Here is a 24,984-nt window from a genome sequence, read left to right on the forward strand (position 1 = left end):
GCGGCGATTGAAAATCCACCCATGTCATTCAATTCGTCCAGCCGATGATCTCTTCGTTTGCGATCCGCATGAGCGTCGTTGCCGCGACTTTCGTCGTGGCGGGCTTCGTCAAGGGCGTGACCGGCATGGGTCTGCCGACCGTCGCGATGGGCGTGCTCGGCACGTTGATGCTGCCGGTGCAGGCCGCGGCGCTGCTGTTGCTGCCGTCCTTCGTCACCAACGTGTGGCAGTTGTTCGCCGGGCCGCGCGTCGGGGCGCTGGTGCGGCGCTTCTGGCCGATGATGACCGGCATCGTCGCGGGCACGCTTGCGGCGGCGTCCTTCATTGCGGGCGGTGGCGGCGGCTGGGCGGTGGTGGGACTCGGCGCGGCGCTCGCGCTCTACGCGCTCGCCGGTCTGCTGAAGTGGCGCGTGGCAGTCGCGCCGCGTCACGAGCGCTGGTTGTCGCCGCTGATCGGCGCTGTCACGGGGGCGATCAGCGGCGGTACAGGCGTGTTCGTGATGCCGGCGGTGCCGTATCTGCAGGGGCTGGCTTTGTCGAAAGAAGATCTCGTGCAGGCGCTCGGTCTCTCGTTCACGGTATCCACCATCGCGCTTGCCATCGGTCTGAGCCGCGAGCAGGCGGTCGACCTGAGCGATCTGCGCGAATCGGTGTTCGCCGTCGCGCCAGCGCTGATCGGCATGTGGATCGGCCAGCGCGTGCGCGATCGCATCAGCGCAGCGACGTTTCGCCGCTGGTTTTTCGTTTGCCTGCTCGGCCTGGGTATTCAGTTAATGGCGCGCGCGTTCGTCTGACAGGAAGTGAGTCCGGCAAACGAAGGAGGGACGTATCGTGTGGTCGAGTATTCTGGACACCTTTGGCGCACTGGCCGTGCTGGCGAGTGTGGCGGCCAAGATCGCGTGGTGGAGAAAACGCGAAAAGTGCTGACCTGTGTAGCACATTCTTAACGGGGAGCGAGGCGCTCGGGCAGTGCGTAACGCTGCATGGTGCGCTCCATGCCATCGAGAAAAGCCTGCTCCGCCGCGTTCATCTTGCGCGCGCGCAGCCACAGCAGGTCGATGTCGACATCCACCAGTCCTTCTTCCGGCGGCAGGCGCCACAAGCGCTGTTGCGCGAGATCGTCGCGCACGATGTGCTCGGGCAGACAGCCGATGCCATAGCCCGCGAAAATCAGCCGCCGCACTTCGTCGAGACTCGGCGAAGCGGCGACGATGCGCCCGGTGAAGCCGCGCTGATCGCGAAACACGGTGAGCGGCGAGAGACTGTCGCCGATCTGGTCGCTCGTGAACGAGACGAAATTTTCCGCCAGCAATTGATCGACGGAAAGCGCATGACGGCCGAACAGGCGGTGATGCCGTCCGCAAAACAGTGCATACCGTTGACGCAGAAAACAGCGCTGTTCCAGTTTGTCGACGGGTGTGCGGCACAAGCCGAGTCCTGCCGTGGCCGTTTTTTGCAGCAGCGAGGAAATGATGTCCGACGAACGCATTACCTCGATATGCAGATCGACACGTGGATAGGTCTTGTGAAAGTCCGCGAGAAATTCGTCGTACACGCCGGAGTCGATCCGGCTCACCGTCAGGAGGCGGATCGAGCCGGTGATGTCTTCGCTGCGGTCGTCCAGTTCGGTTTCGAGCCGCGACATGTGCCCGTAGATATCGCTGGCGATCCGGTAGACCTCCTCGCCGGCGCGCGTGGGTTCGAAGTGCGGCCCGCGGCGCGTGATCAGATTTCGCCCGAGCGTGTCTTCGAGCCGCTTGAGCGCCTGGCTGACGGCGGGCTGCGTGAGATGCAGGCGGGCCGCGGCGCGGCTCACGCTGCGCTCCTGCATGATGACGAGAAACGTGCGCAGCAGATTCCAGTCGAGCCGGTCGTTGAGGAAGCGCGTCACGTCCGCGCGCAGTTGAGTCATGACGCCGCCTTGATGAGTCAGGGTAGGTAACGGGCAAAGGTATTAGCCAGATTTATAGTCAAGATAATAAACCGAAATTTGACTAATGTTTTATGGATGGCGATAAACGCTCAAGCGGATTTCCGTAAAAAACGAGTGAGGAGCGACCATGAACCAACCCATCCCGCCGGCGCGTCAGCCGGTGCGCGCGGCGAGCGCCGCATTCATCGGCACGATGATCGAGTGGTACGACTTTTATATTTACGCCACGGCCGCCGCGCTGGTGTTCGGCGAACTGTATTTCCCGTCGCATGACCCGTTCGTCAGCACGATGGCGTCGTTCGCGACCTTCGCGGTCGGCTTCTTCGCGCGTCCGCTCGGCGGCGTGATCTTCGGCCATCTGGGCGACCGCATCGGCCGCAAGAAGGCGCTCATGACCACGCTAATGATGATGGGCGTGGCGACGGTCTGCGTCGGTCTGCTGCCGGCGTACGCCAAGGTCGGCGTGCTCGCGCCGGTGCTGCTGGTGTTACTGCGCGTGGTGCAGGGCGTGGCGGTGGGCGGCGAGTGGGGCGGCGCGGTGCTGATGGCCGGCGAACACGCGCCGAAAGGGCGGCGCACGTTCTTCGCCTCGTTCGCGCAACTCGGCAGCCCGGCCGGCCTGATTCTCTCGCTGATCGCATTCCGCGCCGTGACCGCCATGCCGCACGACGACTTCATCGCCTACGGCTGGCGTTTGCCGTTTCTGGCGAGCGCGGTGCTGCTCGCGGTCGGCATCTTCATTCGCATGGGCGTGAACGAATCGCCCGAATTTGCCCGCGAGAAGGAAGCGAAACGCACCGTCGAGTTGCCGATTGCCGAGGTATTCCGCTCGTCGGGCGCGCTCGTCGCGCTGTGCATCGGCGCGAACACGATCGGGATTGCCGGCGTGTATTTCACCAACACGTTCATGATTTCGTACACCACGCAAAACATCGGTGTGTCGAAGTCGCTGATTCTCGACTGTCTGTTCGCGGTCGCCATCATCCAGTTCCTGTCGCAGCCGCTCGCGGCGTGGCTCGCTGAAAAGCTCGGCGGCGCGCGCTTCCTCAAGCTCGCCGCGCTCTGCGCCATGGTGTCGCCGTATCCGATGTTCACGCTCGTGCAGAGCGGCAACCGTCTGTCGATGATCGTCGGCATCGCGATTGCCGTGGTGTGCATGGCGAGCTTCTATTCGGTGATCGCGGGCTTTGTCAGCGGCGTGTTTCCGGTGCGTGTGCGCTATTCGGCCATCTCCCTGTCGTACCAGGTGTGCGGCGCGATTGCCGGCGGCCTGACACCGCTTGCGGGCACCTGGCTCGCGCACAGGTTCACCGGGCAATGGTGGCCGCTCGCGGTTTTCTACACGTGTCTGGCCGGTATTTCGCTGCTCTGCATCGTCGCGCTGGACGCGTTGAAACATCGCCGTGCCGATGCACTGGATGCGTTGGCCGCACGTTGAACCGGATAGTCAGAAAGGGAAATGAACATGCTGTTGAAAGTGGATGGACAACGCCTGTGGGCGAGCCTGATGGAGATGGCGCAAATCGGCGCGACGCCGCGCGGCGGCGTGCGCCGTCTCGCGCTGACCGAAGAAGATCGTCGTGGACGTGAACTGTTTTCGCGCTGGTGCACGGAAGCGGGCATGAGCGTGCATACGGACGAGGTCGGCAATCTGTTCGCGCGTCGCGAGGGCGCACGCGCCGGCGCGAAAGCGGTATTGATCGGCAGTCATCTCGACACGCAGCCCGAAGGCGGCCGTTTCGACGGCGTCTACGGAGTGCTGGCCGCGCTCGAAGTGGTCCGCAGCCTGAATGATCAGGATATCGAAACAGAGCATCCCATCGAAATCGTCTCGTGGACCAACGAAGAAGGCGCGCGCTTTACGCCGGCCATGCTCGGGTCCGCCGTGTTCGTCGGCGCGACGCCGCTGCAAGTCGCACTCGACACGCGCGACGCCCAGGGCGTGTCGCTCGCCGACGCGCTGAAAACGTGCGGCTATCCGCAGCCGCGTCGACTCGGCGCGAGCGGTGTGGAAGCGTATTTCGAGGCGCATATCGAGCAGGGGCCGATTCTGGAGAGCCACGGTCATCCGGTCGGCGTGGTGACCGGCGGCCAGGCGATCCGCTGGCTCGACATCGAAGTGACCGGTGTGGCGGCCCACGCCGGCACCACGCCGATGCCGTACCGCAAAGACGCGATGTTCGCGGCCTCGGCGATGGCGCTGCAACTGGAAGCCATCGCGAGCGATTACGCGCCGCTCGGGCTCGTGACGATCGGTCAGGTCGACGTGCCGAACTCCTCGCGCAATACGATTGCGGGCAAGCTGCGCTTCACCGTCGACCTGCGTCATCCCGACGACACGAAAATCGATGCCATGGAGCGTGACGTGCGCAGCGCATTCGAGCGCATCGCGGCGCAACGTGGCGTGCAGGTGTCGATTTCGACTTACTGGACGAGTCCTGCCACACCGTTCGACGCGCATTGCGTCGGGCTGGTCGAAGAGGCCACGCGGCAACTCGGCTATTCGTACGAACGCATCGTCAGCGGCGCGGGACACGACGCGATTCATCTGGCGCGGCACGTGCCGACCGCGATGGTGTTCATTCCGTGTGTCAACGGCCTCTCGCACAACGAAGCCGAAGACGCCTTGCCAGCCGACGTAACGGCGGGCGCGAATGTATTGATCAATGCGGTGCTCGCGCGGGCCGTGGTGGCCGCGCCGGTTCACGCCTGAAGCAAAGGAAGCTGACATGAAGACGTTTTTTCATCCCGCGCAACTGAAGCATCATCCGCGCAGTTATCTGTCGCGCGGACAGATGCGCACGCCGCAGGAAGTGCCGGAGCGCGCCTTGCGGCTGGTCGAAGCGGCGAAGTCGCTCGGCTTCGACGTGCGTGAGCCGGCCGATTTTGGCGCCGCGCCGCTCGCGGACGTGCACGGCATGAACTATCTGCGCTTTCTCGAAGAAGCGCATCGCGAGTGGAAGAAGATTCCCGCGGAGTGGGGCGACGAAGTGATGTCGAACGTGTATATCCGCGAAAACAATCCGCTGCGCGGCGTGCTCGCGCAGGCCGCGCGCTATCTCGCCGACGGCAGCTGTCCGGTGGGCGAGCATACGTATGAATCGGCGTACTGGTCCGCGCAAAGCGCACTGGCCGGCGCTCACGCGATTCTCGACGGCGAGCGCGAAGCCTACGCGTTGTGCCGGCCGCCCGGCCATCACGCGCGCGAAGAAGCAGCGGGCGGTTTCTGCTATCTGAACAATGCCGCCGTTGCCGCGCAGGCGCTGCGCGCGAAATACGGCCGCGTGGCGATACTCGATACCGACATGCACCACGGTCAGGGCATTCAGGAAATTTTCTATGGCCGCGACGACGTGCTGTACGTGTCGATCCACGGCGACCCGACCAACTTTTATCCGGTGGTGGCGGGTTACGAAGACGAACGCGGCAGCGCGCAAGGCGAAGGCTACAACGTCAATCTGCCGATGCCGCACGGCTCCACGGAAGCCGTGTTCTTCGAGCAACTCGACGCGGCGCTGCGCGTGGTCAGGCGTTTTCAGCCGGACGCGCTCGTGATCGCGCTGGGTTTCGATATCTACAAGGACGACCCGCAGTCGATGGTGGCCGTCACCACCGAAGGCTTCGGCACGCTCGGCGCGCGGCTCGGCGCATTGAAGCTGCCCACGCTGATCGTGCAGGAAGGCGGCTATCACATCGAAACGCTCGACGCGAATGCGCGCTCGGTTTTCGGCGGCTTCGCATCGGATCGATAGCGTGGTTTGCCGGACGCCGTGAGGCAAAAAATGTTTTCCACCAACCAGGCCTCGCGGACCGTCGCGAGGCCTTTTTCATTGCCGGCTTAACAAGCTTGTCCGATTGTTCGGATCATCCGTCGTATCTGTTCGCCGCGAGCCGCTTTATTCTTGCCGCGTATCTGCCTACATTGTTCCCAGTAACAGCGCCTCGGCATGTCTGGTTAGCGGCGCCGGCCTCGCGAATCTTGGCCCGGCGCTTCGGCGCGAATCCCACATAAAGGAAACGATCATGAGCAAACTCACAGGTAAGGTTGCAGTAGTCACGGGCGGTTCGAAAGGCATCGGTGCGGCAATCTCGAAGGCACTGGCTGCGCAGGGCGCGTCGGTGGTGGTGAACTATGCGTCGAGCAAGGCGGGCGCGGATGCCGTGGTGGCCGAGATCACGGCAGCGGGCGGCAAGGCGGTGGCGGTGGGCGGCGACGTGTCGAAAGCCGCTGACGCCAAGGGCATCATCGATACCGCTATCGAAACCTACGGCAAGCTCGACGTGCTGGTGAACAATTCGGGCGTCTACGGCTTCGCGCCGCTCGAAGAAATCACCGAAGAACATTTCCACCATCACTTCAATGTGAACGTGCTGGGTTTGCTGCTGGTGACGCAGGCGGCCGCGAAACATCTGGGCGAAGGCGGCAGCATCATCAACATCAGTTCGGTGGTGAGCCGCATCACGCCGCCGGGAAGCGCTGTTTATACGGCCACCAAGGGCGCGGTGGACGGCATCACCGGCGTGCTCTCGCGCGAACTCGGGCCGCGCAAGATTCGTGTCAACTCCGTGAATCCGGGCATGGTGGCAACGGAAGGCACGCATAGCGGCGGCATCATTGGATCGGACTTCGAAACATGGGCGGTCAGCACGACGCCGCTCGGCCGCATCGGTCAGCCGGGCGATATCGCCGACGTAGTGACCTTCCTCGCGTCCGACGACGCCCGCTGGGTCAGCGGCGAGAGCCTGATCGTCAGCGGCGGCTCGCGTTAAGTGTCTACTGCGATATGAGCCGGGCCGCTGGCCGGTCCGGCTTCAACCGTTCTTTTCGATCGCCGCGCCGCTCAGTTCGACGGCGAACAGCGCGTCGAGCAGATGCGAACCCGGCCGCTCCGCGAGCCGGGTGAGCGATTCGATCATCTGCACCTGGCAATCCTCCAGCGGAATCATCCTGATCCGCCGCGATTCGTTGAATTCGGCGCGCGCGATCACACCGACGCCCATGCCCTGAGCGACCGCTTCTTCGAGCGCCTCGCGTCCGTCCACGTACATCACCGGTTCCACCTGCAAAGATCCGCGCACCAGTTCGATTTCGAGCAACTGCTGCGTGACCGACTGCGCCTCGCGAAAAATCATCGGCTGCTGCACCAGTTCCGCGTAACTCAGCTTGCGTTTCTTCGCGACGGCGAAACTCGCCGGCACCATCGCCACCAGCGGATCGCGCCGCAACACGCGCGCTTCCAGCCGGCTATGGACTTGCGGCGCAGCGGTGATGGCGGCGTCGACCGCGCTCGATAGCACGCGCTGCATGCAGTCCGCGGCATTGGCGATCGACAGCGTCACGACGATGCCCGGATGCAGCCTGCGGAACGCGCCGATCAGCGCCACGGCCAGATCGGGCGCGTCCGCGACCAGCGAGAGCGAGCCGGTTTCCAGTCCGCCTGCCGATTCGAGCAGTTGCCGCGCGTCGCGCTCGCAACTCAGCATCTGCCGCGTCACGCTGAAGAGGCGCAGCCCGAGTTCGGTGGTCTCGACGCCGCGCGGGCCGCGCTCGAACAGTTTGACGCCGTAATCCTGTTCCAGGCGCCGGACGTGGTCGGAGACGGCGGGCTGCGTCAGCGAGAGCGCCTGGGCGGCGCGGGAGAAACCGCCGTGCTCGGCGACCGCATGGAAGGCCCGCAATTGCGCGTATTGCACGTCGGTGGCTCCGGGGTATAAGTTTTTAAGATGGTGGCATCGATTATATCGATTTTACCGATGGACGCGCATTCGGTACTGTGTCAGGCATCGAAACAGCGTTTCCCCCGGAGAGTTTCACCATGGAAAGCGTGTCCAACCGTTTTGCGTCGCGATTGTCCGCGCGAGCTTCAGCCCAGCCGGACGCCCCGTCCTGCGCGGCGCCGGCGCTCGGCGAACCGTATCTTCTAACGCCGGGCCCGCTCACCACGGCCTTCTCGACGAAGGAAGCGATGCTGCGCGACTGGGGCTCGTGGGACGGCGATTTCCGCGCCATGACCGCGTTGCTGCGCCGCAGCCTGCTGGAGATCGCCGGCGACACTGCGGGCGACTACGACTGCGTACCGCTGCAAGGCAGCGGCAGCTACTGCGTCGAAGCGATGCTGGGCAGTCTGATTCCACGCGACGGTCACGCCCTGGTGCTGGCGAACGGCGCGTACGGCAAACGCATCGCCACCACGCTCGGCTACCTCGGCCGTGCCTGCACCGTGCTCGACAAGGGCGACTACCTGCCGCCGCGCGGCGTTGAAGTCGAAAGCATGCTGGACGCCGATCCGCGCATCACGCACGTGGTCGCGGTGCATTGCGAAACCAGCTCCGGCATTCTCAATCCGATCGAAGAGATTGCCGCGGCCACGGCGAAGAAAGGCCGCAAGCTGCTGATCGATTCGATGAGCGCGTTCGGCGCCGTGCCGCTCGACGTGCGCGAGATTGCCTGCGAAGCGTTCGTGTCGTCGGCGAACAAATGCATCGAAGGCGTACCCGGTTTCGGTTTCGTGATCGCGAAGAAAAGCGCGTTGCAGCAGGCCAAAGGCCGCAGCCATTCGCTCGCGCTCGACGTGTACGACCAGTGGGACGTCATGAACCGTACCGGGCAATGGCGCTTCACGCCGCCTACGCACACCGTCGCCGCGTTTATCGAAGCGCTGCGTCTGCATAGCCTCGAAGGCGGTCAGCCGGGGCGTCTCGCGCGCTACGCGAACAATCGCGACGTGCTGGTCGACGGCATGCGCGAGATCGGCTTCGAACCGCTGCTGGGCGCGAACTGGCGCTCGCCGATCATCGTCACGTTTTTCTCGCCGGCGCATCCGTCGTTCAGTTTCGAGCGTTTTTACGAACTGATGAAGCAGCAGGGTTTCATCATCTATCCGGGCAAGCTGACCGTGGTGGAGAGCTTCCGCATCGGCTGCATCGGCCAGGTGGACGCGCGCGTGATGCGCAAGGTGGTCGAAGCGTGCGCGCTATCGCTGCGCGCGATGGGCGTCGACGACGCCGCGCCGCCGCAGGTCGCGCTCGACGAACGCAAGACGCTGGCGCAAGTCGCCTGAACGGGTCATCTCTGGGATCGAAGTCAATGAAACACGTCAAAGCAGTTATTTTCGACTGGGCCGGCACGGTCGTCGATTACGGTTCGCTCGCGCCGATGGGCGCCTTCGTGGAAACGTTCGAGCAGTTCGGCGTTTCCATCACCATCGACGAAGCGCGCGGTCCGATGGGCATGGCGAAGCGTCCGCATATCGCCGCGCTGATGGCCTTGCCGCGCATCTCGCAGGCATGGGCGCAGAAGTACGGTCACGTGCCCGGCGAAGCGGATATCGACGCCGTGTACGACGTTTTCGTGCCGAAGAACATCGCCGTGGCGGCAAGCTATAGCTCGGTGATTCCGGGTGTCGCCGACGTGGCGAGCGCGCTGCGTCACGACGAGATCAAGATCGGCACCACCACCGGCTATACACGCGAGATCATGGCCGAGATCGTGCCGGGCGCAGCGGCCCAGGGCTTTTCGCCCGACAGCATCGTGTGCACCGGCGATACGCCGGAAGGGCGTCCGTCGCCGTACATGATCTACAAGACCTTGCCCGAACTGGGCGTGTGGCGCGCGAAAGATGCGATCAAGGTGGACGACACCGAGGTCGGCATCGAAGAAGGCATCAACGGCGGCACGTGGACGGTCGGCGTGGCTGTCAGCGGCAATGCTTTCGGTATGGCCGAAGACGACGTGAAGGCGCTCGCGCCCGCCGAGTTTGCGTGGCGGCGCAAGGCCGCGGTGGAGAAGCTGCGGGCTGCCGGCGCGCATTACGTGATCGACAGCGTGGCCGATCTGATGCCCGTGGTGCACGACATCGACGCGCGTCTCGCGCGCGGCGAGCGTCCCTGAAAAACGGAAACGCCGGCTGCGTGGCCGGCGTTTTCCTGCTGAGCTAATTGAAGAAGCCCACCGCGAGGTCGATGAACTCGCGGATTTTGCGCGGCACGAATTCCCGGCTCGGATACACGAGCGACACGGCCACGTCGCCGTTGACTACTTCGTAGTCCGTGAGAATCTGCACGAGCGAGCCTGTACGCAATTCCTCGATCACCATCTCGCGCGGCAGCAGCGCGATGCCCATGCCGCCGAGCGCCGCCTGCTTCTGCATGACCATGCTGTTGACGGTAAACGATGCGTCGAGCGAAATGCTTTCCTCGCTGTTTTCATTCACCGCGCGAGGTCGGAACACCCAGTTCTGCGGATTGGTGTCGAGCGGCGCGCCGATCAGTCGATGCTGCGCGAGCGCGCCGGGTGTCGCCGGATAACCGGCCTGTGCCAGATACGCCGCGGACGCCACCGGCACCGCCGACGAATTGATCAGCCGCCTCGCCACCAGCGACTCCGAGCGCACCATGTGCTCGGTAACAATGCCGACATCGAAGCCGCCTTCCAGCAGATCGACCCGCTTTTCCGTCAGCGTGACGCGCAGATTCACGTGCGGAAATTTGGCCTGATACTCCGCGAACAGCGGCGTGAGCCGAAACAGCGAAAAGCTGCCTAGCGCCACGATGCGCAGATCGCCCGCCACTTCCTTCGAGGTCGTGGTGGCGCGCGACTCCACTTCCTCCAGTTCCGCCATCAACACGCGACAGCCGTCGGCGTAATCCGCGCCGGCTTCGGTCAGGACCACCTTGCGCGTGGTGCGCTGGAACAGGCGAATGCCGAGATGTTTTTCGAGGCTCGACACATGGCGCGTCACGACCGAGGTCGAGACGCCGAGTTGCGTGGCCGCCTGCGCGAAACTGCCCGCGTCGGCCACCTTGACGAAGGCCTGCATGGCCTGGAAGAGATTGATCATGGGCATACGGTTGACGGATTCATTGACGCGGCACCAGCGGTCGAGAACTCACCGTGTCGGGCGATGACGAAAGGTCCGGTAAGGCAGATGAGGGCGGGCGCGGGAGCAATGAGACCGGTTCTGTTGGCATGAATGGGCGGGCGCGGCGAGATCGCGCGGCGTGGGGCGGGTGAAGCGAGCCGGGCGGCGGCTCGGGTGACATCAGTCATCACCCAATCGTCTGCTGAATGGCCGCTTGCCCGCAGCGCCTGGCGTTGCGCGGTGTCGGCGTCGATTGTACTGGCTGCGCGAGCTTCGGGGGCGCGGCGGCGAAGCGGCGTCGGATCTCGGCAAGCCGCGCCAGGCATGACGGCCAACCGTATTTGTCTGCGGAAATTCTTGCTGGAGAAATTAGAGGCGCGGCTCAAGTTCCGGGTGTTTTTGCCGTTGATAGCAAGCAATGCCACTCGGGAAGCCTGCCGTGCAACTTGCTTACAGTAACGACCGCCTAGCCAGCCGGATGATGATGCACGATTCGCCCGCGGGCGAACCCGAGGTGGAATCATCGGTGATCGAGTGGTTGTTGCACGACGATCAGGTGATGCGTGAATGCTTCACGCACGCCGCTGAAATTCTCAAGAGCGTCACCGGCTCGGCGATCACCGCGATCACCTTGCTCGACGCCGAATACCAGCATTACCGGGCGGAAGTCGGCATGGCCATGCCGCTCGTCACGCGGGCACGTTCGCTGGCGGACTACGCGGTACGCGACGAAGAACTGTTCGTGATCGAAGACGCCCACAACGACGTGCGCTTCGGCGAATGCATGCTGGTGCAGCGTCATCCGTTCGTGCGCTTCTACGCGGCGATCGCTCTGCGTGCGCCGAACGGCGAGATCGTCGGGGCGTTGTGCGCGATGGACCCGTCGCCGGGCCGGCTCGACGCCGGACAGCGCGCCGTGTTCTATCACCTGCGCGCGATGATCGAAAACGATCTGAAGATGCGCACGGCCACCGCCATCGATCCGCTCACGCAGTTGTACAACCGCCGCTTCCTGCTCGAAAGCATCGCGCTCAAATGGAAGGAAGCGCGCGACGGCGATGTGATGGGCTCGGTCGTGGTCGACGTGGACTGGTTCAAGCAATACAACGACACCTACGGCCATCAGGCGGGCGATCATTGTCTGCGCAAGGTCGCCTCGGTGATGCAGGCGGCCGCCGACGGCGAGCGCATCATCGCGGGCCGGATGGGCGGCGAGGAATTCGGTCTGCTGGTGCTGCATGCCGAGCCGGCCGTGCTCGAACGCACGCTCGAAACGATGCGTCAGAGCGTGGAAGACCTCGCCATCGAACATCGCGCTTCGCCGCTCGGCATGGTGACGGTGAGCGTGGGCGCGTCGCTCACGCGCATCAACGACCTGTCGCGCCCGGCGCATCGCGATGGTTTCGCCAGCGCAGACCGCGCGTTGTACGCGTCAAAACATGCGGGCCGGAACCGGGTGACGATGGCGTAACTACCGGCCGTCTTCACTCCCCAATCAGCTTCAACCCCGCCGGCAAGGATTCGCCGAACACGCGTCCTTCGTCGGCGTTATCGAGCGCCACGACTTCGCTCACCATCGTGATCCACGCGCGCGGCGCATTGGCCGCTTCGAGCCGCCGCACCACCGCGTGACGCAGATCGTCGGGCAGGTCGCGCGAGCGGTCGCCGGTCATGCGTGCGATTTGCACGGCGGCGAACGCGGCGGGGTCCACCTTCTTCCAGTCGAGCGCGAGAATCGCGTTCAGCCACGGCGCGACGGTTTCTGGCGGCACAACCGTGTGCGCGCTGCCATAGAAAGGTTGCCGCGCGCCGATCCGTCCGACCGCCCACCAGCTCTGATGATTTTCAGCGGGCTTGCGAAGCCGCGCCAGCACCGACTCGCCGAGTTCGATCTTGCGTTCGACCGGAATCCTTTCGAGCGACGCGCTCAACCGGACCATATCGGCAACGCCGGTTTTCGACACGTCGAAGGGCAGCTTGTGGCGCGACTGCGCAGCCGTTTGCAGATACGTCATGGCGTCGAGCACGCGCAGTTGCGCGTCTTCGTTCAGACCACCGGCGGCACGCCGCCACAACGTCCACCATTCCGACCAGACCTGGCTCTCCTGAACATACTGGATGCCGTCGTCGAATAGCGACCACAGTTGCTCGACGCGCCATTCGTCGAGCGGATAGCCGAAACCGGGACGCACGCAATAGCCCGCGAGATTCAGCCACAGACGTTCGTGATCCGCCGAACGACGGCGGCGGCGTGCACGTTCCCACAGCGCGCCGAACAGTTCGCGCAGCAGGGCGCTGTTCCAGCTTTCGCGCGGACCGAGCAGCTGCTCGAGTTGTGCGCGCAACCTTTTGACTTCTTTCGGGCCGACGTTTTGCGAACGTGAGCCAAAACTGCGGTCGATCTGTTCGATGGCTTCGTCGAGTGCGGAATGGCGCGTCTGCGCTGCATCAACGGAAAAATCGACCTGCGCGTCTTCGCGACGCAACTGGAATTCGAGCAGCCAGCGTTGCGCGGCATGATCGCGTTCGATGCAATGCACTTCGAGCGTGCCGACTTCGGTCAGCGAAGTCGCGATGCGCACGACCGTCTCTCGCGCGCTGTTCGACTCGCGCGGTTGCACGATGGTCGCGATGGGCGGCAGCCGCACGAAATCGCTGCCGTCGAGATCGGCGAGTTCGCCCGCGCGATACACCGTATCGGCGCTCGACGACACCAGGTGAAAACGCACGGGATGGCCGAGACGCAGCGCAAACGTGCGGTCTTCGATGAGAATTTCGTGGCCTTCTTCGGTGCCGCGCGGCAGCAGGCAGATGCCGCGTGGGGTCGAACCGGTGGCGTTGTCATGATCGGTATCGGTGTCGTCCAGCACCAGAAAATAGCTGCGCGGCGAGCCGCCGCCGATTTTCGGCGCGCTGCCCGCGCGGGCGAGCGCATAGGCGACCGCGCCGCGCGCCACCGCGACGTCCGGATTGTCGTTGTGCAGCACCTTGAGCGGCGCGCCGCGCCAGTCGCCGAGTGTTCGTGCGAGGCGCTGCGTGAGCGCCTGTGCGCGAAACACGCCGCCATTGAGCAGCAATGTGTCGGGCACCGGCAAGGCAGCCGGCGCGCTCGTGCTCGCGTCGTCCGCAGGGTCGGATTCACCCAGCGCCTTGCGCGATTGCGTTGCGAAGCGGCTCAGAAACGCCGCGATATGACGCGTGACGGCGGCGTCGCTCGCATACGGCAGGCCGAATTCGACGATCGCGCCGCGCGCACGCCCCGGCCGCTCGCTCGACTTCACCGCCGGGAAAAAACCGTCGACGATGATCTGCTCGACTTCCTCGCGCGTGACCTGCGCCGTGCGTGCGCCGCCGATCATTCTGGAACCCGCGCCGAGCAGAGTGATCGACGCGCCCGCCGGCGCGTTTTCGCCGAGCAGCTGTTCCTTCGCGCCGCGGCACCGTTCGACCAGTTGCGACAGACTCGCCGCGGACAACCGCGTGCGCTCGCCGCCGCCGGACAGGCGCGCTTCGGCCAGATGCGCGAGCGCGAGGTCCATGTTGTCGCCGCCCAGCATCAGATGATTGCCGACGCCGATGCGCGTGAGGACCGGCTCGCCGCCGTCGCGCAGTTCGACTTCGATTAGCGTGAGGTCGGTGGTGCCGCCGCCCACGTCGCAGATCAGCACGAGTTGCGTGCCGGCGAGGGCGTCGGCGAGCTGGTCGCGATGATGGAACAGCCAGTCGTAGAACGCCGCTTGCGGCTCTTCCAGCAGACGCAGCGCGGGCAGGCCGGCCATGCGCGCGGCTTCGACGGTCAGCGCGCGGGCGCCGTCGTCGAACGAAGCGGGCACGGTGAGCACCACGTCCTGGTCTTCGAGACGCGCGTCGGGAAAGCGCTGGTTCCAGGCGGCGCGCACGTGCGCGAGATAGCTCGCGCTGGCTTCGACCGGCGAGACTTTGCGGACGTCGTCGGCGGCGCCCCACGGCAGGATCGGGGCGGTGCGGTCGACCGAAGCGTGCGACAGCCAGCTCTTCGCGCTCGCCACCAGACGCCCCGGCACCTGGCCGCCGAGCGCGCGCGCCAGCCGGCCGATCACGACGGGCGGCTCGTGCGCGTTCGCGCTATGGGCCGCCGTCTGCCACGGCAATTGCAGATCGCCCGCGCTCAGTTCGCCGGCCGCCGCGTGATACCGCACCGACGGCAGCAGTGGTTGCGCGCCGACTTCGCCGAGCCCGACCAGCTGCTCGACGTCGAATACGCGAATCTCCCGCGACCCCGCCTCGGCGTAGGCGAGCACCGTGTTACTGGTGCCGAGATCGATCCCGACGGCAAAGCGCTTCATCGCGCTCATGCATGGGCGCTGCCGCGCACATCGAATTCGACCTTCCAGCGCTCCTCGCTGCCGCGCGGCACGGCTTCGAGTTCGAGCGTGCCGGCTTCGGTCACGCGCGCATGCAGCTTCACCGGGACGACTTCGCCGGCCGTGCGGCCGGACGCGGGCAGGGTGGCTTCGATTTCCTCGAGTTCCTGCAATTCTTCAGGACCCCAGAAGTCCAGCAGCGTGCCGACCTGATCCTGACGACGCACCGACGAACCGAAGAAGCGGAAGTGCACGGGCTCGCCGACCACCAGCCCGAATTCCTGCGCGGGCAATTCGGCGTCGGTGCCTTCTTCCATGCCGAACGGCGCGACGCACAGCGCCTGGATCGGCGGCTCCAGACCCGGCACGGCGGGCATCGCCGACTCGATCGCGATGTAGTACGCACGCGCGGTGCCGCCGCGAATCCGCACGCCCTTGCCGCGTCGCACGTAGCCGTAATAGGCCGCGCCGCGGGCAACCGCGAGATCGAGATCGGCGCCTTCGAGCAGACGCGCGGACGCCGCGCCTTCCGCCGCGAGCCAGCCGTTGAGCGTGCTCATGATGCGCTCCACCAGCAGCGGCGACTTGAACACGCCGCCGTTGAACAGCACCGCCGTGGGATGCAGGAAGCTCGCGCCTTCCTTGACCGGCGCATTCAGGCCGTCGAGTTCCGCGAGCGCACCCACCTGACGGCCGAGGAACGCGGCCAGGTGACGCGTGATGCCCGCGTCCTGCGCGTACGGCAAACCGAGTTGCGTCAGACCGGCACGCGCGCGGCTCACCGGACGCGCGCCGCTGTCCACTTGCGGGAAGAAGCCTTCGAGAATGGTCTGGGTCAGCTCGGCGCGCGTGAGTTCGGTGCGGATCGAGCCGCCGATCAGCTTCGAGCCGCGGCTCGGCACGACGAGCGGCACGGTATCCGTGGATGCATCGCTCAGCAGCGTTTCTTTCGCCGAACGGCACGCGTAGGTGAGGGCGCGCAGTTGCCAGGCGTCGGCCTGCGTGCCTTGCGCCGCGAGCTTGCGCGCTACCACGTGCGCGAGCGCGAGGTCCATGTTGTCGCCGCCGAGCAGGATGTGTTCGCCGACCGCGACGCGATGCAGTTCGAGATTGCCTTCGCGCTCGATCACCGCGATCAGCGAAAGGTCGGTCGTGCCGCCGCCCACGTCCACGACGAGGATGATGTCGCCCACCCGGACCTGCTTGCGCCACTCGCCGCCGCTCTTCTGGATCCAGCTGTAGAGCGCCGCCTGCGGCTCTTCGAGCAGCGTCATGCGGCCGTAGCCCGCGGCTTCGGCGGCTTCGGCTGTCAGCTCGCGCGCGGCCGGATCGAACGAGGCGGGAATCGTGACCGTGATGTCCTGCTGGTCGAACGGCGCATCCGGATGCGCGTGATTCCAGGCTTCGCGCAGATGCGTGAGATAGCGCACCGAGCTTTCGAGCGGCGAGACGCGCGCCACTTCCGGCGGCGCGTCGTTCGGCAGGATCGCCGCGCGACGGTCGACGCCGGGATGACAAAGCCAGCTCTTCGCGCTCGACACGAGGCGGATCGGCGTGGCCGCGCCGCGGCTGCGGGCGAATTCGCCGACCGCGAATTCGCGCTGGCCGGTCCACGGCAGATACAGGTCGCCCGAGGCGAGTTCGTCGGGATGCGGCAGATACAGGAACGAGGGCAGCAGATCGAGGTTGTCGATGGCGCCGGGGCCGGTCAGCTGGGCAATCGGCAGCACGCCCTGAGCGGTCTTTTCGCCGTCGCTCGCGGTGGTGTCCACGTAGGACAGCGCGCAATGCGTGGTGCCCAGATCGATACCGATCGAATAGCGGGATTCGCGCATGTCGCTCATAGCTCCACCTCGGCCGGGGCGATGATCTTCGCGTTGTGGCTTTCCGTGAGCTTCGGCAGACGGACTTCCTCGACGCGCCAGCCGCGATGGCTGATGCTGCCGGTGAACGGCGCCTTGCCGACCACGTTGCCGGTCAGGCGCACGGCGCTGGCGTCGAAGCCTTCGGCGAGCGTCACGCGGCTGCCTTCGGCTTCGTCGCGCACCGGGCGGATCGTGAAGTGTTCGCGCAGGGTGGCGCGGCAGCCTTCGTGGACGAGGCGCGCGGCCGCGCCAATGTCGGCGTCGCTATAGGCCTTGATGTCTTCTTCGACGAAGTCGATCAGGCGGGCGTCGCGTTGCAACAGGCCGAGCAGTTGCAGCGCGGCTTCGGGACCGGCTTCCTTCAGGGTCGGCGCGGGTGCGGGTGCCGGAGTAGGTGCAGGTGCCGGAGTAGGTGCAGGTGCCGGAGCGGCGACCGGTGCGGCCGCCGGCGCAGCAGCGCCGCCATTACGCAGACGCAACACGCCGGCAGCGAATTCGCCGTCGCCGAGAATGCTGAAGAAAGTGCTGACGGCAAGAGAAATCCTGCCGAAAAAAGAGGGGTTCGAATCGGTCATCAATGCTCCTGAAGGGCTCTGTTAGAGGACGAGCTGTCCTGTGCGCGCCGCGTGCGGCACGCCTGAGAAGGCCTGCTGGGCGGGTTTCGAGCGAAATCGCGAGGAGCGCTCGAGTCGCCGCCGAGGTCGGATTCATCCGGACTCATGCCGCGCCTTCGCGCGTGCAGAACCCGTATTTTGCCCTGTGGCGCGTCCGGCGCGGGCAAAGGCGGGCATTCTAGCGCTTATCTGGCGCCAGATCGGGCGGGATTGGCGGGCGCGGCCCATGTGGACGACAGCGCCCGCGCCAGCGTTTCAGCGTGAACGTTCGCGCCGGTACGCCGATGGACTCGTGCCGTAGTGCTTCAGAAAGGCCGTCGCGAAGTGACTCGGACTCGAAAATCCGGTCGCCACGGCAATCTCGGTCACGCTCGCCGTCGACGTGCGCAGCAGTGCCACCGCTTTCTCCATGCGAACGCCCAGCACGTATTGCCACGGCGTCGTGCCGAAGCTCGCCTTGAAGCTGCGCGACAACTGCGCAACCGACATGTCCAGCAGCGCAGCGAGTTCGTCGAGGCTCACCGGACAATGCGCCATGTCGGCGATGCGTTCGGCGAGCAGGCGCGCTTCGCGTTCCGAGAAGCGCCGCGCGCTATCGCGAGGGCGCGCGGGCGAGGGGTGAGCATGGTGCGACTGAGGCGACTGTTGCGATCGCAGCTGGCGCAGATAGGCGTCGCGCAGATGAAAGTGCAGCACCTGAAGCAACGCATCGCGCGCCATGCGGGCGAGGTCGTCGTCGCGCGTGGCGAGTTGCGAGAGCTTTCTGGCCGCCTGATACAGAAACGGATCGTGGTGGCCGACGCGCGCCTTCAACGCGCCATCGTCGGGCAGACCTGCCGGCAGCGTGAATTCGGCGAATTTCACCTGATCGCCATGCGCCAGCGCCGCGTAGCGGCAGCCCGCGGGAATCGCCCAGATATCGCCGATGGCCGGCAGCGCCTTGCTCGATGGACCGACCGAAAACGTCGATTCCATGCGACGCAGGCGTCCCGCCAGATGCACGACCACGGTGTGATGCGAGCCTTCGAAGCACCAGTCGGTCGGCGCTTCGACGTTTTCCGTGGCGAGCGTCGCCACCATGCCGTCGGTCAGAAGTTGCCGGCGCGCGATCACCACGCGCTCGGAAAGCGGACGATTGCCGTCCCACACCTCGTGGCCTTTCATGATCTGTCCTCGTTTGAAAAACAGCGCTTTTTTTGAAAGTCGGAAGGTTTCTCGAAGGCCGGGGCGAGCATCGCCCGTTAGCCTTCTTTCCGTGTCTCTTCGCACGGTTCGGAATGCGCGCGGCCTGCATGCGCCGCGCGCTGCGGACCCAACTTATCTTCTGGAGAATCGGATATGTCGGCTCCTACGCTCAAAGACAGAGTGGTCGTGATTGCGGGCGGTGGCAAGAACCTCGGTGCGTTGATCGCGCATCAACTGGTGGACGCGGGCGCTCACGGCGTCATGCTGCATTTCAACAGCGACGCCTCGCGCGCCGACGCCGACAGGACCGCGGCGGCACTGCGGGAAAAAGGCGCGGACGTGCTCACGTTTCAGGGCGATCTGTCGGTCGTGGAAAACTGCGTGAAGCTGTTCGACACCACTCAAGCGCACTTCGGCAAGATTAGCATTGCCATCAACACGGCTGGTGTGGTCATCAAAAAGCCGATTCTCGACGTGACCGAGGCGGACTACGAGCGCAGTTTCGCGGCCAATTCGAAAGCGGCTTTCTTTTTTATCCAGCAGGCGGGGCGAACACTTGAGGATCGCGGCAGCATCGTGACGATCGTCACCTCGCTTCTCGCGGCCTATACGCCGTTCTATGGCATCTATCCGGGCAGCAAGGCGCCGGTCGAGCATTACACGCGCGCGGCATCGAAGGAATTCGGCGAGCGCGGCATTTCGGTGAACGCGGTGGGACCCGGTCCGATGGATACGCCGTTCTTCTACGGGCAGGAGAACGACGATTCGACCGCCTATAACAAGGCGGGCGCGGCGCTCAGCAAGTATTCGAAAACCGGCCTGACCGATATCGAAGACATTGCGCCGCTGGTTAAATTTCTCGTGACGGACGGATGGTGGATCACGGGGCAGACGATCTTCGCAAACGGCGGCTATACGACTCGCTGAACGCGAAATACTTTCAGGGAACGCGCAAGCGGCGCTATTGAAGCATCAGCGAGTCGGCGGCTGCGCAGAGCGCAGCCGCGCGTTTTCACTGCATCGGACTCAACCGCAAGCCGGCGCCGCCTTCTTGCACGCATCCGCGAGTTGCGGCGGCGGGTCTTTCTTGAACACGGTCTTGTACGATTCGAGCACCGTCGATTGCGTGACCGGCAACGACTGCACGCCGATCCATGCGGGCGGTGTCTGTCCGATGAGCGCCTTCATCATCGCCATCGCTTCGGCCACGCCCTGATCGTAAGGACGTTGCGAACCCGTGGCCTTCAGCGGACCGCCCTTGGCGATTTCGATGGCCGATTGCAAGCCGAGGTCCACCGTCGTGATCGGGATGTTCACGCCTTGCGCGCGCATCGATGCGAGCGTGTCGAGCGCGGGCTGATCCCATACCGCGAAGAGACCCTTGACGTCCGGATTGCCCGTGAGGAAGTCGCCCGCGATCTGGCCGACCTTCGACGGGTCCGTGAAATCGACCTGCTTGATCTTCAGGTCGGGGCGGTTCTTCTTCATCCAGTCATTCACGGCCTTGGTGCGTTCCTTCGTGCTGAAGTAGTCCACACCGAAGTTCACGAGGCCGATGGTCGAGCCTTTCGGCACGCATGACGCCAGCACTTTCGCGGCGATCTGGCCGTTGCCTTCGCTATCCGCGGAAATCATCGACGCGTATTGCTCGGGATGCTTCAGGCCGGTCGGCACATTGTCCATGAACACGAGCTTGATGCCCGCCGCGGACACTTTCTTGTAAGTGGCGGCGGTGGCGGTGCCGTCCACCGGAATCGAAATGATGCCGTCGGGGTGGCGCTGGATCGTGTTCTCGATGTCGGCGATCTGCTTGTCGACCTGGTATTCCGCCGACGCCGTGCCGATCACTTCCACGCCGTATTTTTTCAGCGTGTCGGTAATGCCTTGCACCTGCAGTTGCGACCAGTCGAGGTTCATGGTCTGCATCGAAATGCCGACCTTGAATTTGCCGGCCTTGATCTTCGCGACGTCGGCGTCGCTCAGTTTCACGGCGTCCACCGAAGCGGCTTTCTCGCCGTTCGGTCCCTGGCCGACGATCGTCTTCGGTCCGATCGATCCCGCCGGCAGTCCGGTCACGCATTGCGCGCCGGCGCCCGACGAGGCCAGCACGGCGAAGGCCGCGAGCACGGCTGTCGTCATACCGGCTAATACCCTGTTTGAGCCACGACGTTGCTTCATGATTCTCCTCCGTTGGTCTTCGTGTTGGTCCTGCGTCTCCAGTCTTACTCTTCTACTTCTTCGTGAATGCGACGGCGGCGACGATAATCGCGCCTTTGATGACGAGTTGCAGCGACGAGCTGACGCCGAGCAGCACCAGCCCGTTATTGAGCGTGCCGATGATGAGACTGCCGAGCAGCGTGCCGAGCACGAAGCCGCGGCCGCCGAACAGACTGCAGCCGCCGAGCGTGACGGAGGCGATCACGTCGAGTTCGAGGCCCTGCACGACGTCGGGCCGGGCTGCATGCGAACGCGCCGCGAGCACCAGCGAGGCGAGCCCCGCGAGCATGCCGGTGAGAATGAAGGCGAGCGTCGTGACGCGCCGGATGTTGATGCCGGAATAGAGCGCCGCGGTGGGGTTGCCGCCGGCGGCGTAGATCTGTCGCCCGAATACGCTGTAGTGCAGCAGCAGAATGCCCGCGATCACGGCGAGCACGGTCCAGATGATCGGCACCGGCACGCCGAAAATATCGCCTTCGCCGAAAATCGAAATGAACGAGTCGTTGGTGATGATGACCGGCTTGGTGGTGGTGACGAGCAGCGCGAGCCCGCGCGCCGCGCTGAGGGTGCCGAGCGTGACGAGAAACGACGGAATGTTCAGCCGCGTCGTCACGACGCCGTTGATCGCGCCGACAATCGCACCGGTGCCGATGCCCGCCAGCGCACCGATCACCCAGTTATCGCCCACGTACGACATGGCGAGCGCCGCCGACATGCCCGACAGCGCGAGCGTCGAACCCACGGAAAGATCGATCTGCCGCGCAATGATGACGAAGGTCATGCCGATCGCGATGATCGACACGAGCGCAGTCTGCCGGCCGATGTTCAGGAAGTTGTCGATGGAGAGAAACCACGGCGAGGCGAAGCTGAACACCACCAGCAGGATCGCGAACGCCACATACAGCGCGTACGGACGGTCGCCTTGCAGCAGAAGCTGCGCGAGACGCCTCGCGCGGCTGCGTTGCGGGGCGGCGGCCGGTCGTTCGGCCGTCATCGGCGAGACGGAGTCGTTCATGTTGCGTACGCTTTGAAGGAAGTCCCCTGCGAGGACTCGAGGGAGGATCGGGATTGTTGAATCAGGTGATGCAGCGATTCGGCGTTGCCGAGCGCGGCGCGCTCCACCGTCGCGGCGATATGGCCGTCCGCGACGATCGAAATGCGGTCGCACAGACGCAGCAGTTCGTCGAGATCGGACGAGACCACCAGCACGCCGCTGCCGCTTTGCGCGACGTCGTGCACCACGCCGTAAATTTCTTCGCGCGCGCCCACGTCGACACCCACGGTGGGTTCGTCGAGCAACAGCAGTTTGGGCCGCGGATGGTTCCACTTGGCAAACACCACTTTCTGCTGGTTGCCGCCCGAAAGAAACTTCACGGAGGTGGACGAATTGGGCGCCTTGACGGCGAGTTCCTTCATCGAGCGTTTGGCCTGGCCGAGCGCGGCCTGACTGCGCAGCCAGCCCCAGCGCGAAAAATGCGGCAAGCGCGGCAAGGTCAGATTGCGTTCGATCGAATGGTCGAGCACGAGTCCTTCCACATGACGATCTTCGGGGACGAGCGCGACGCCGCGTTGAATGGCTTCGGCGGGTTTCATGCGGGTGCAGGGGCGGCCGTCGATCGTCAGCGTGCCGCTTTCCACTGCGCGCAGCCCGAACACGGTCTGCAGGATTTCGGTGCGCCCGCTGCCGATCAAGCCGGCGAGTCCGTGAATTTCGCCGCGACGCACGGTGAGATCGACATGATGCAGACGGTCGTTGCTGACATCGGACAGCGTGAGCACGGCCGCCTCGTCGGCGTCGGCCGTGCCGCTCTCGCGAGCGTCGACTCTGGCGTCGCTGCTTGCGTCTGCTTTCACAGCGCCCGCGGCGATCCGCTCGCGCGCATGGATCGCCGCGTGTCCCGGTCCGACGATGGCCGAGACGAGCTGCTTCATATCGGTGTCGGCGGTGCGGAACATGCCGGCGTTGGCGCCGTCGCGAAACACGGTCACGCGCTGTGAGATACGGAACACTTCGTTGAGCCGGTGCGTCACGTAGATCACGCCGACGCCGCGCGCAGTGACGGTGCGGATCGCGTCGAACAGAATCTGCTCTTCGCCGCCGGTCAGCGCCGAGGTCGGTTCGTCGAGAATCAGCACGCGCACATCGCCCATCAGAGCCTTGCAGATCTCGGTCATCTGCCGGTACGCAAAAGGCAGCGATCCGACCGGTACTTTCGGATCGAGCGGAATGCCGTGCGCGCGCAGAAACTCGCTGACGGTCGCCATGAGCTGACGGTTCTTCACGAAGCCCAGCCGCGTGCGTGGCTCGCGCCCGAGCAGCAGATTGGCACCGACCGACAGCGATTCGACGAGACTCAGATCCTGATAGACGACCGCGACGCCGGCTTCGCGCGATTGCGCGGGCGAATCGAAAGCGACACGCTGACCGGCGATTTCGATGCTGCCTTCGTCGTAGCTGTGGACGCCGCTGAGTATCTTGATGAGGGTGGATTTGCCCGCGCCGTTTTCGCCGAGCAGGGCATGCACTTCGCCGGGCAACACTTCGAGGTCGACCCCGCGCAGCGCCTGCACGCCGCCGAACCGCTTGGCGACACCCGCGACACGGATCAAGGGCACCTGAGGCGATGAAGCGGCCGCGACCGCTACCGGCTCACTCATCTGGCATGTCTCCTTCGTCTCTGCGACGAAATTCTCTTGTTGTCTCACACCGGCGAAACAGGACTCGCGCTGTGAAAGTCGTGTCGTCTCGATGTGACGGATTGTTGTGATCTTCTCACCACGGTTATGGTGCGTCAATAACATTCACGGGCCAAAAGGCCCTCTGGTTTGTACTGATGTGATGATTGACGCGTAAACCTTGTTACGATCCTATCAATCGTTGTAGCATAGATGCGAACAACCCGTCCGTTGCCGTTGTGCTTCGCATCAATTTCCGGATGTCTCATGCCTGAAGCTCCTTCTCTGTCTTCGTCGGTCGTCGCGTTGCGCGGCGCACCGCTCATCCATCCGGTCCGCAATCCGGGTGTTCCGTTCGACGCCTCGTGGCTCGACGGTCTGCGCGTCAACCAGTCCGCGGTCGAGCGGCGCACGGCGACACTCGCTACGCGCCGCACGGTCAAGAAAGACGCGCAGGCGGCCTGGCTGCTCAAGGCCGTCACCTGCATCGACCTGACGACGCTCGCCGGCGACGACACCGAAGGGCGCGTGCGGCGCCTCTGCGCGAAAGCGCGGCAGCCGGTGCGCGCCGACATTCTCGAAGCGCTCGGCATCGAGCCGCGCGGCATCACCACCGGCGCGGTGTGCGTCTATCACCGCTTCGTCGCGGCGGCGGTGGATGCGCTGCAAGGCAGCGGCATTCCGGTCGCCGCGGTCTCCACCGGCTTTCCCGCGGGGCTGATTCCGCATCCGCTGAAGCTCAAGGAGATCGAAGCGTCGGTGGCCGACGGCGCGCAGGAAATCGATATCGTGGTCACGCGCGAATACGTGCTGACCGGCAACTGGCAGGCGCTCTACGACGAAGTGCGCGAATTCCGCGCGGCTTGCGGCCCGGCGCATCTGAAGGCGATTCTCGCCACCGGCGACATCCGCACGCTCTCCAACGTGGCGCGCGCCTCGATGGTCTGCATGATGGCCGGCGCCGATTTCATCAAGACGTCCACCGGCAAGGAAGGCGTGAACGCGACGCTCGACGTCTCGCTCGTCATGGTGCGAATGATCCGCGAATACCAGGAGCGCACCGGCGTGCCGATCGGCTTCAAACCGGCCGGCGGCGTATCCACGGCCAAGTCGGTGCTGTCGTATCAGATTCTGATGAAAGAGGAACTCGGCCGCGCCTGGCTCGAACCCGATCTGTTCCGTATCGGCGCATCGAGTCTTCTCGCCGACATCGAGCGCCAGCTCGAACATCACGTGAGCGGTCAGTATTCCGCTTTCAACCGTCACCCCGTAGCCTGAACACAAGACCGA

Annotated in this window: 20 protein-coding genes; 10 read left to right on the forward strand and 10 right to left on the reverse strand. The window is 64.8% G+C overall.

Annotation, left to right across the window (positions count from 1 at the left end; all coding sequences use genetic code 11):
• Nucleotides 1-44 precede the first annotated feature (44 nt).
• On the forward strand, nucleotides 45-794 hold the full coding sequence (locus P3T18_RS23220; protein WP_429302308.1) for a sulfite exporter TauE/SafE family protein: 750 nt from the start codon (nucleotides 45-47) through the stop codon (nucleotides 792-794).
• Nucleotides 795-943: 149 nt separating this feature from the next.
• Here P3T18_RS23220 and P3T18_RS23225 read toward each other — a convergent pair whose 3' ends face one another.
• The gene (locus tag P3T18_RS23225) at nucleotides 944-1,903 is read right to left on the reverse strand and encodes a LysR family transcriptional regulator (RefSeq protein WP_429302540.1); all 960 of its coding nucleotides are present in this window, start codon (nucleotides 1,901-1,903) and stop codon (nucleotides 944-946) included.
• Between the two features lie 157 nt (nucleotides 1,904-2,060).
• Between P3T18_RS23225 and P3T18_RS23230 the strand changes: the two genes are divergently transcribed.
• The 4 genes from P3T18_RS23230 to P3T18_RS23245 all read left to right on the forward strand — a co-directional run bounded on the left by P3T18_RS23230 (nucleotide 2,061) and on the right by P3T18_RS23245 (nucleotide 6,703).
• A complete protein-coding gene (locus P3T18_RS23230; RefSeq protein WP_429302309.1) occupies nucleotides 2,061-3,371 on the forward strand; it encodes an MFS transporter in 1,311 nt (436 codons plus the stop codon).
• Nucleotides 3,372-3,392: 21 nt separating this feature from the next.
• Nucleotides 3,393-4,646, forward strand: coding sequence for a Zn-dependent hydrolase (locus tag P3T18_RS23235; protein ID WP_429302310.1), 1,254 nt, complete (start codon nucleotides 3,393-3,395; stop codon nucleotides 4,644-4,646).
• A gap of 16 nt (nucleotides 4,647-4,662) precedes the next feature.
• Nucleotides 4,663-5,685, forward strand: a complete 1,023-nt coding sequence (locus P3T18_RS23240) for a histone deacetylase family protein (RefSeq protein ID WP_429302311.1) — start codon at nucleotides 4,663-4,665, stop codon at nucleotides 5,683-5,685.
• Nucleotides 5,686-5,956: 271 nt separating this feature from the next.
• Nucleotides 5,957-6,703: an SDR family NAD(P)-dependent oxidoreductase gene (locus P3T18_RS23245; protein WP_429302312.1), complete on the forward strand. Its 747-nt coding sequence runs from the start codon at nucleotides 5,957-5,959 to the stop codon at nucleotides 6,701-6,703.
• A 42-nt stretch (nucleotides 6,704-6,745) separates the two neighbouring features.
• On the opposite strand, the gene P3T18_RS23250 is transcribed toward P3T18_RS23245, so the two are convergent.
• Entirely contained in the window at nucleotides 6,746-7,627 is an 882-nt protein-coding gene (locus tag P3T18_RS23250; RefSeq protein WP_429302313.1) for a LysR substrate-binding domain-containing protein, read from the reverse strand.
• Nucleotides 7,628-7,749: 122 nt separating this feature from the next.
• On the opposite strand from P3T18_RS23250, the gene P3T18_RS23255 reads away from it, so the two are divergent.
• Nucleotides 7,750-8,994 carry a 2-aminoethylphosphonate--pyruvate transaminase gene (locus tag P3T18_RS23255; RefSeq protein WP_429302314.1) on the forward strand — a complete coding sequence of 415 codons (1,245 nt, stop codon included), beginning with the start codon at nucleotides 7,750-7,752 and terminating at the stop codon, nucleotides 8,992-8,994.
• A gap of 26 nt (nucleotides 8,995-9,020) precedes the next feature.
• Nucleotides 9,021-9,824: a phosphonoacetaldehyde hydrolase gene (gene phnX, locus P3T18_RS23260; RefSeq protein WP_429302315.1), complete on the forward strand. Its 804-nt coding sequence runs from the start codon at nucleotides 9,021-9,023 to the stop codon at nucleotides 9,822-9,824.
• 43 nt (nucleotides 9,825-9,867) lie between these two features.
• Here phnX and P3T18_RS23265 read toward each other — a convergent pair whose 3' ends face one another.
• Entirely contained in the window at nucleotides 9,868-10,773 is a 906-nt protein-coding gene (locus tag P3T18_RS23265) for a LysR family transcriptional regulator (RefSeq protein WP_429302316.1), read from the reverse strand.
• 460 nt (nucleotides 10,774-11,233) lie between these two features.
• Between P3T18_RS23265 and P3T18_RS23270 the strand changes: the two genes are divergently transcribed.
• Complete coding sequence (locus tag P3T18_RS23270; RefSeq protein ID WP_429302317.1) at nucleotides 11,234-12,265, forward strand: diguanylate cyclase; 1,032 nt, start codon at nucleotides 11,234-11,236, stop codon at nucleotides 12,263-12,265.
• Nucleotides 12,266-12,278: 13 nt separating this feature from the next.
• On the opposite strand, the gene P3T18_RS23275 is transcribed toward P3T18_RS23270, so the two are convergent.
• From P3T18_RS23275 to P3T18_RS23290, 4 genes are all read right to left on the reverse strand, one after another.
• Nucleotides 12,279-15,128 carry an Hsp70 family protein gene (locus P3T18_RS23275; RefSeq protein ID WP_429302318.1) on the reverse strand — a complete coding sequence of 950 codons (2,850 nt, stop codon included), beginning with the start codon at nucleotides 15,126-15,128 and terminating at the stop codon, nucleotides 12,279-12,281.
• Complete coding sequence (locus tag P3T18_RS23280; RefSeq protein ID WP_429302541.1) at nucleotides 15,125-16,972, reverse strand: Hsp70 family protein; 1,848 nt, start codon at nucleotides 16,970-16,972, stop codon at nucleotides 15,125-15,127. Before P3T18_RS23280 ends, P3T18_RS23275 begins: the two co-directional genes overlap by 4 nt.
• A 5-nt stretch (nucleotides 16,973-16,977) precedes the next feature.
• Nucleotides 16,978-17,577 carry a DUF2760 domain-containing protein gene (locus tag P3T18_RS23285; protein ID WP_429302319.1) on the reverse strand — a complete coding sequence of 200 codons (600 nt, stop codon included), beginning with the start codon at nucleotides 17,575-17,577 and terminating at the stop codon, nucleotides 16,978-16,980.
• 294 nt (nucleotides 17,578-17,871) lie between these two features.
• Nucleotides 17,872-18,780, reverse strand: a complete 909-nt coding sequence (locus P3T18_RS23290; RefSeq protein ID WP_429302320.1) for a helix-turn-helix transcriptional regulator — start codon at nucleotides 18,778-18,780, stop codon at nucleotides 17,872-17,874.
• Nucleotides 18,781-18,954: 174 nt separating this feature from the next.
• Between P3T18_RS23290 and P3T18_RS23295 the strand changes: the two genes are divergently transcribed.
• Nucleotides 18,955-19,728, forward strand: coding sequence for an SDR family oxidoreductase (locus P3T18_RS23295; RefSeq protein ID WP_429302321.1), 774 nt, complete (start codon nucleotides 18,955-18,957; stop codon nucleotides 19,726-19,728).
• A 99-nt stretch (nucleotides 19,729-19,827) separates the two neighbouring features.
• Here the strand turns inward: P3T18_RS23295 and P3T18_RS23300 are convergent, their stop codons facing one another.
• The 3 genes from P3T18_RS23300 to P3T18_RS23310 are packed head-to-tail and all read right to left on the reverse strand — an operon-like array spanning nucleotide 19,828 to nucleotide 23,676.
• Nucleotides 19,828-20,979 (reverse strand): substrate-binding domain-containing protein, encoded by a 1,152-nt coding sequence (locus P3T18_RS23300; RefSeq protein WP_429302322.1) that lies wholly within the window; start codon nucleotides 20,977-20,979, stop codon nucleotides 19,828-19,830.
• A 52-nt stretch (nucleotides 20,980-21,031) separates the two neighbouring features.
• Nucleotides 21,032-22,033 (reverse strand): ABC transporter permease, encoded by a 1,002-nt coding sequence (locus tag P3T18_RS23305; RefSeq protein ID WP_429302323.1) that lies wholly within the window; start codon nucleotides 22,031-22,033, stop codon nucleotides 21,032-21,034.
• Nucleotides 22,030-23,676: a sugar ABC transporter ATP-binding protein gene (locus P3T18_RS23310; protein WP_429302324.1), complete on the reverse strand. Its 1,647-nt coding sequence runs from the start codon at nucleotides 23,674-23,676 to the stop codon at nucleotides 22,030-22,032. Before P3T18_RS23310 ends, P3T18_RS23305 begins: the two co-directional genes overlap by 4 nt.
• 285 nt (nucleotides 23,677-23,961) lie before the next feature.
• Between P3T18_RS23310 and deoC the strand changes: the two genes are divergently transcribed.
• Nucleotides 23,962-24,972 carry a deoxyribose-phosphate aldolase gene (gene deoC, locus P3T18_RS23315; protein WP_429302325.1) on the forward strand — a complete coding sequence of 337 codons (1,011 nt, stop codon included), beginning with the start codon at nucleotides 23,962-23,964 and terminating at the stop codon, nucleotides 24,970-24,972.
• Nucleotides 24,973-24,984: the final 12 nt, after the last annotated feature.

The sequence above is a fragment of the Paraburkholderia sp. GAS199 genome (assembly GCF_050436585.1).
GTDB lineage: Bacteria > Pseudomonadota > Gammaproteobacteria > Burkholderiales > Burkholderiaceae > Paraburkholderia.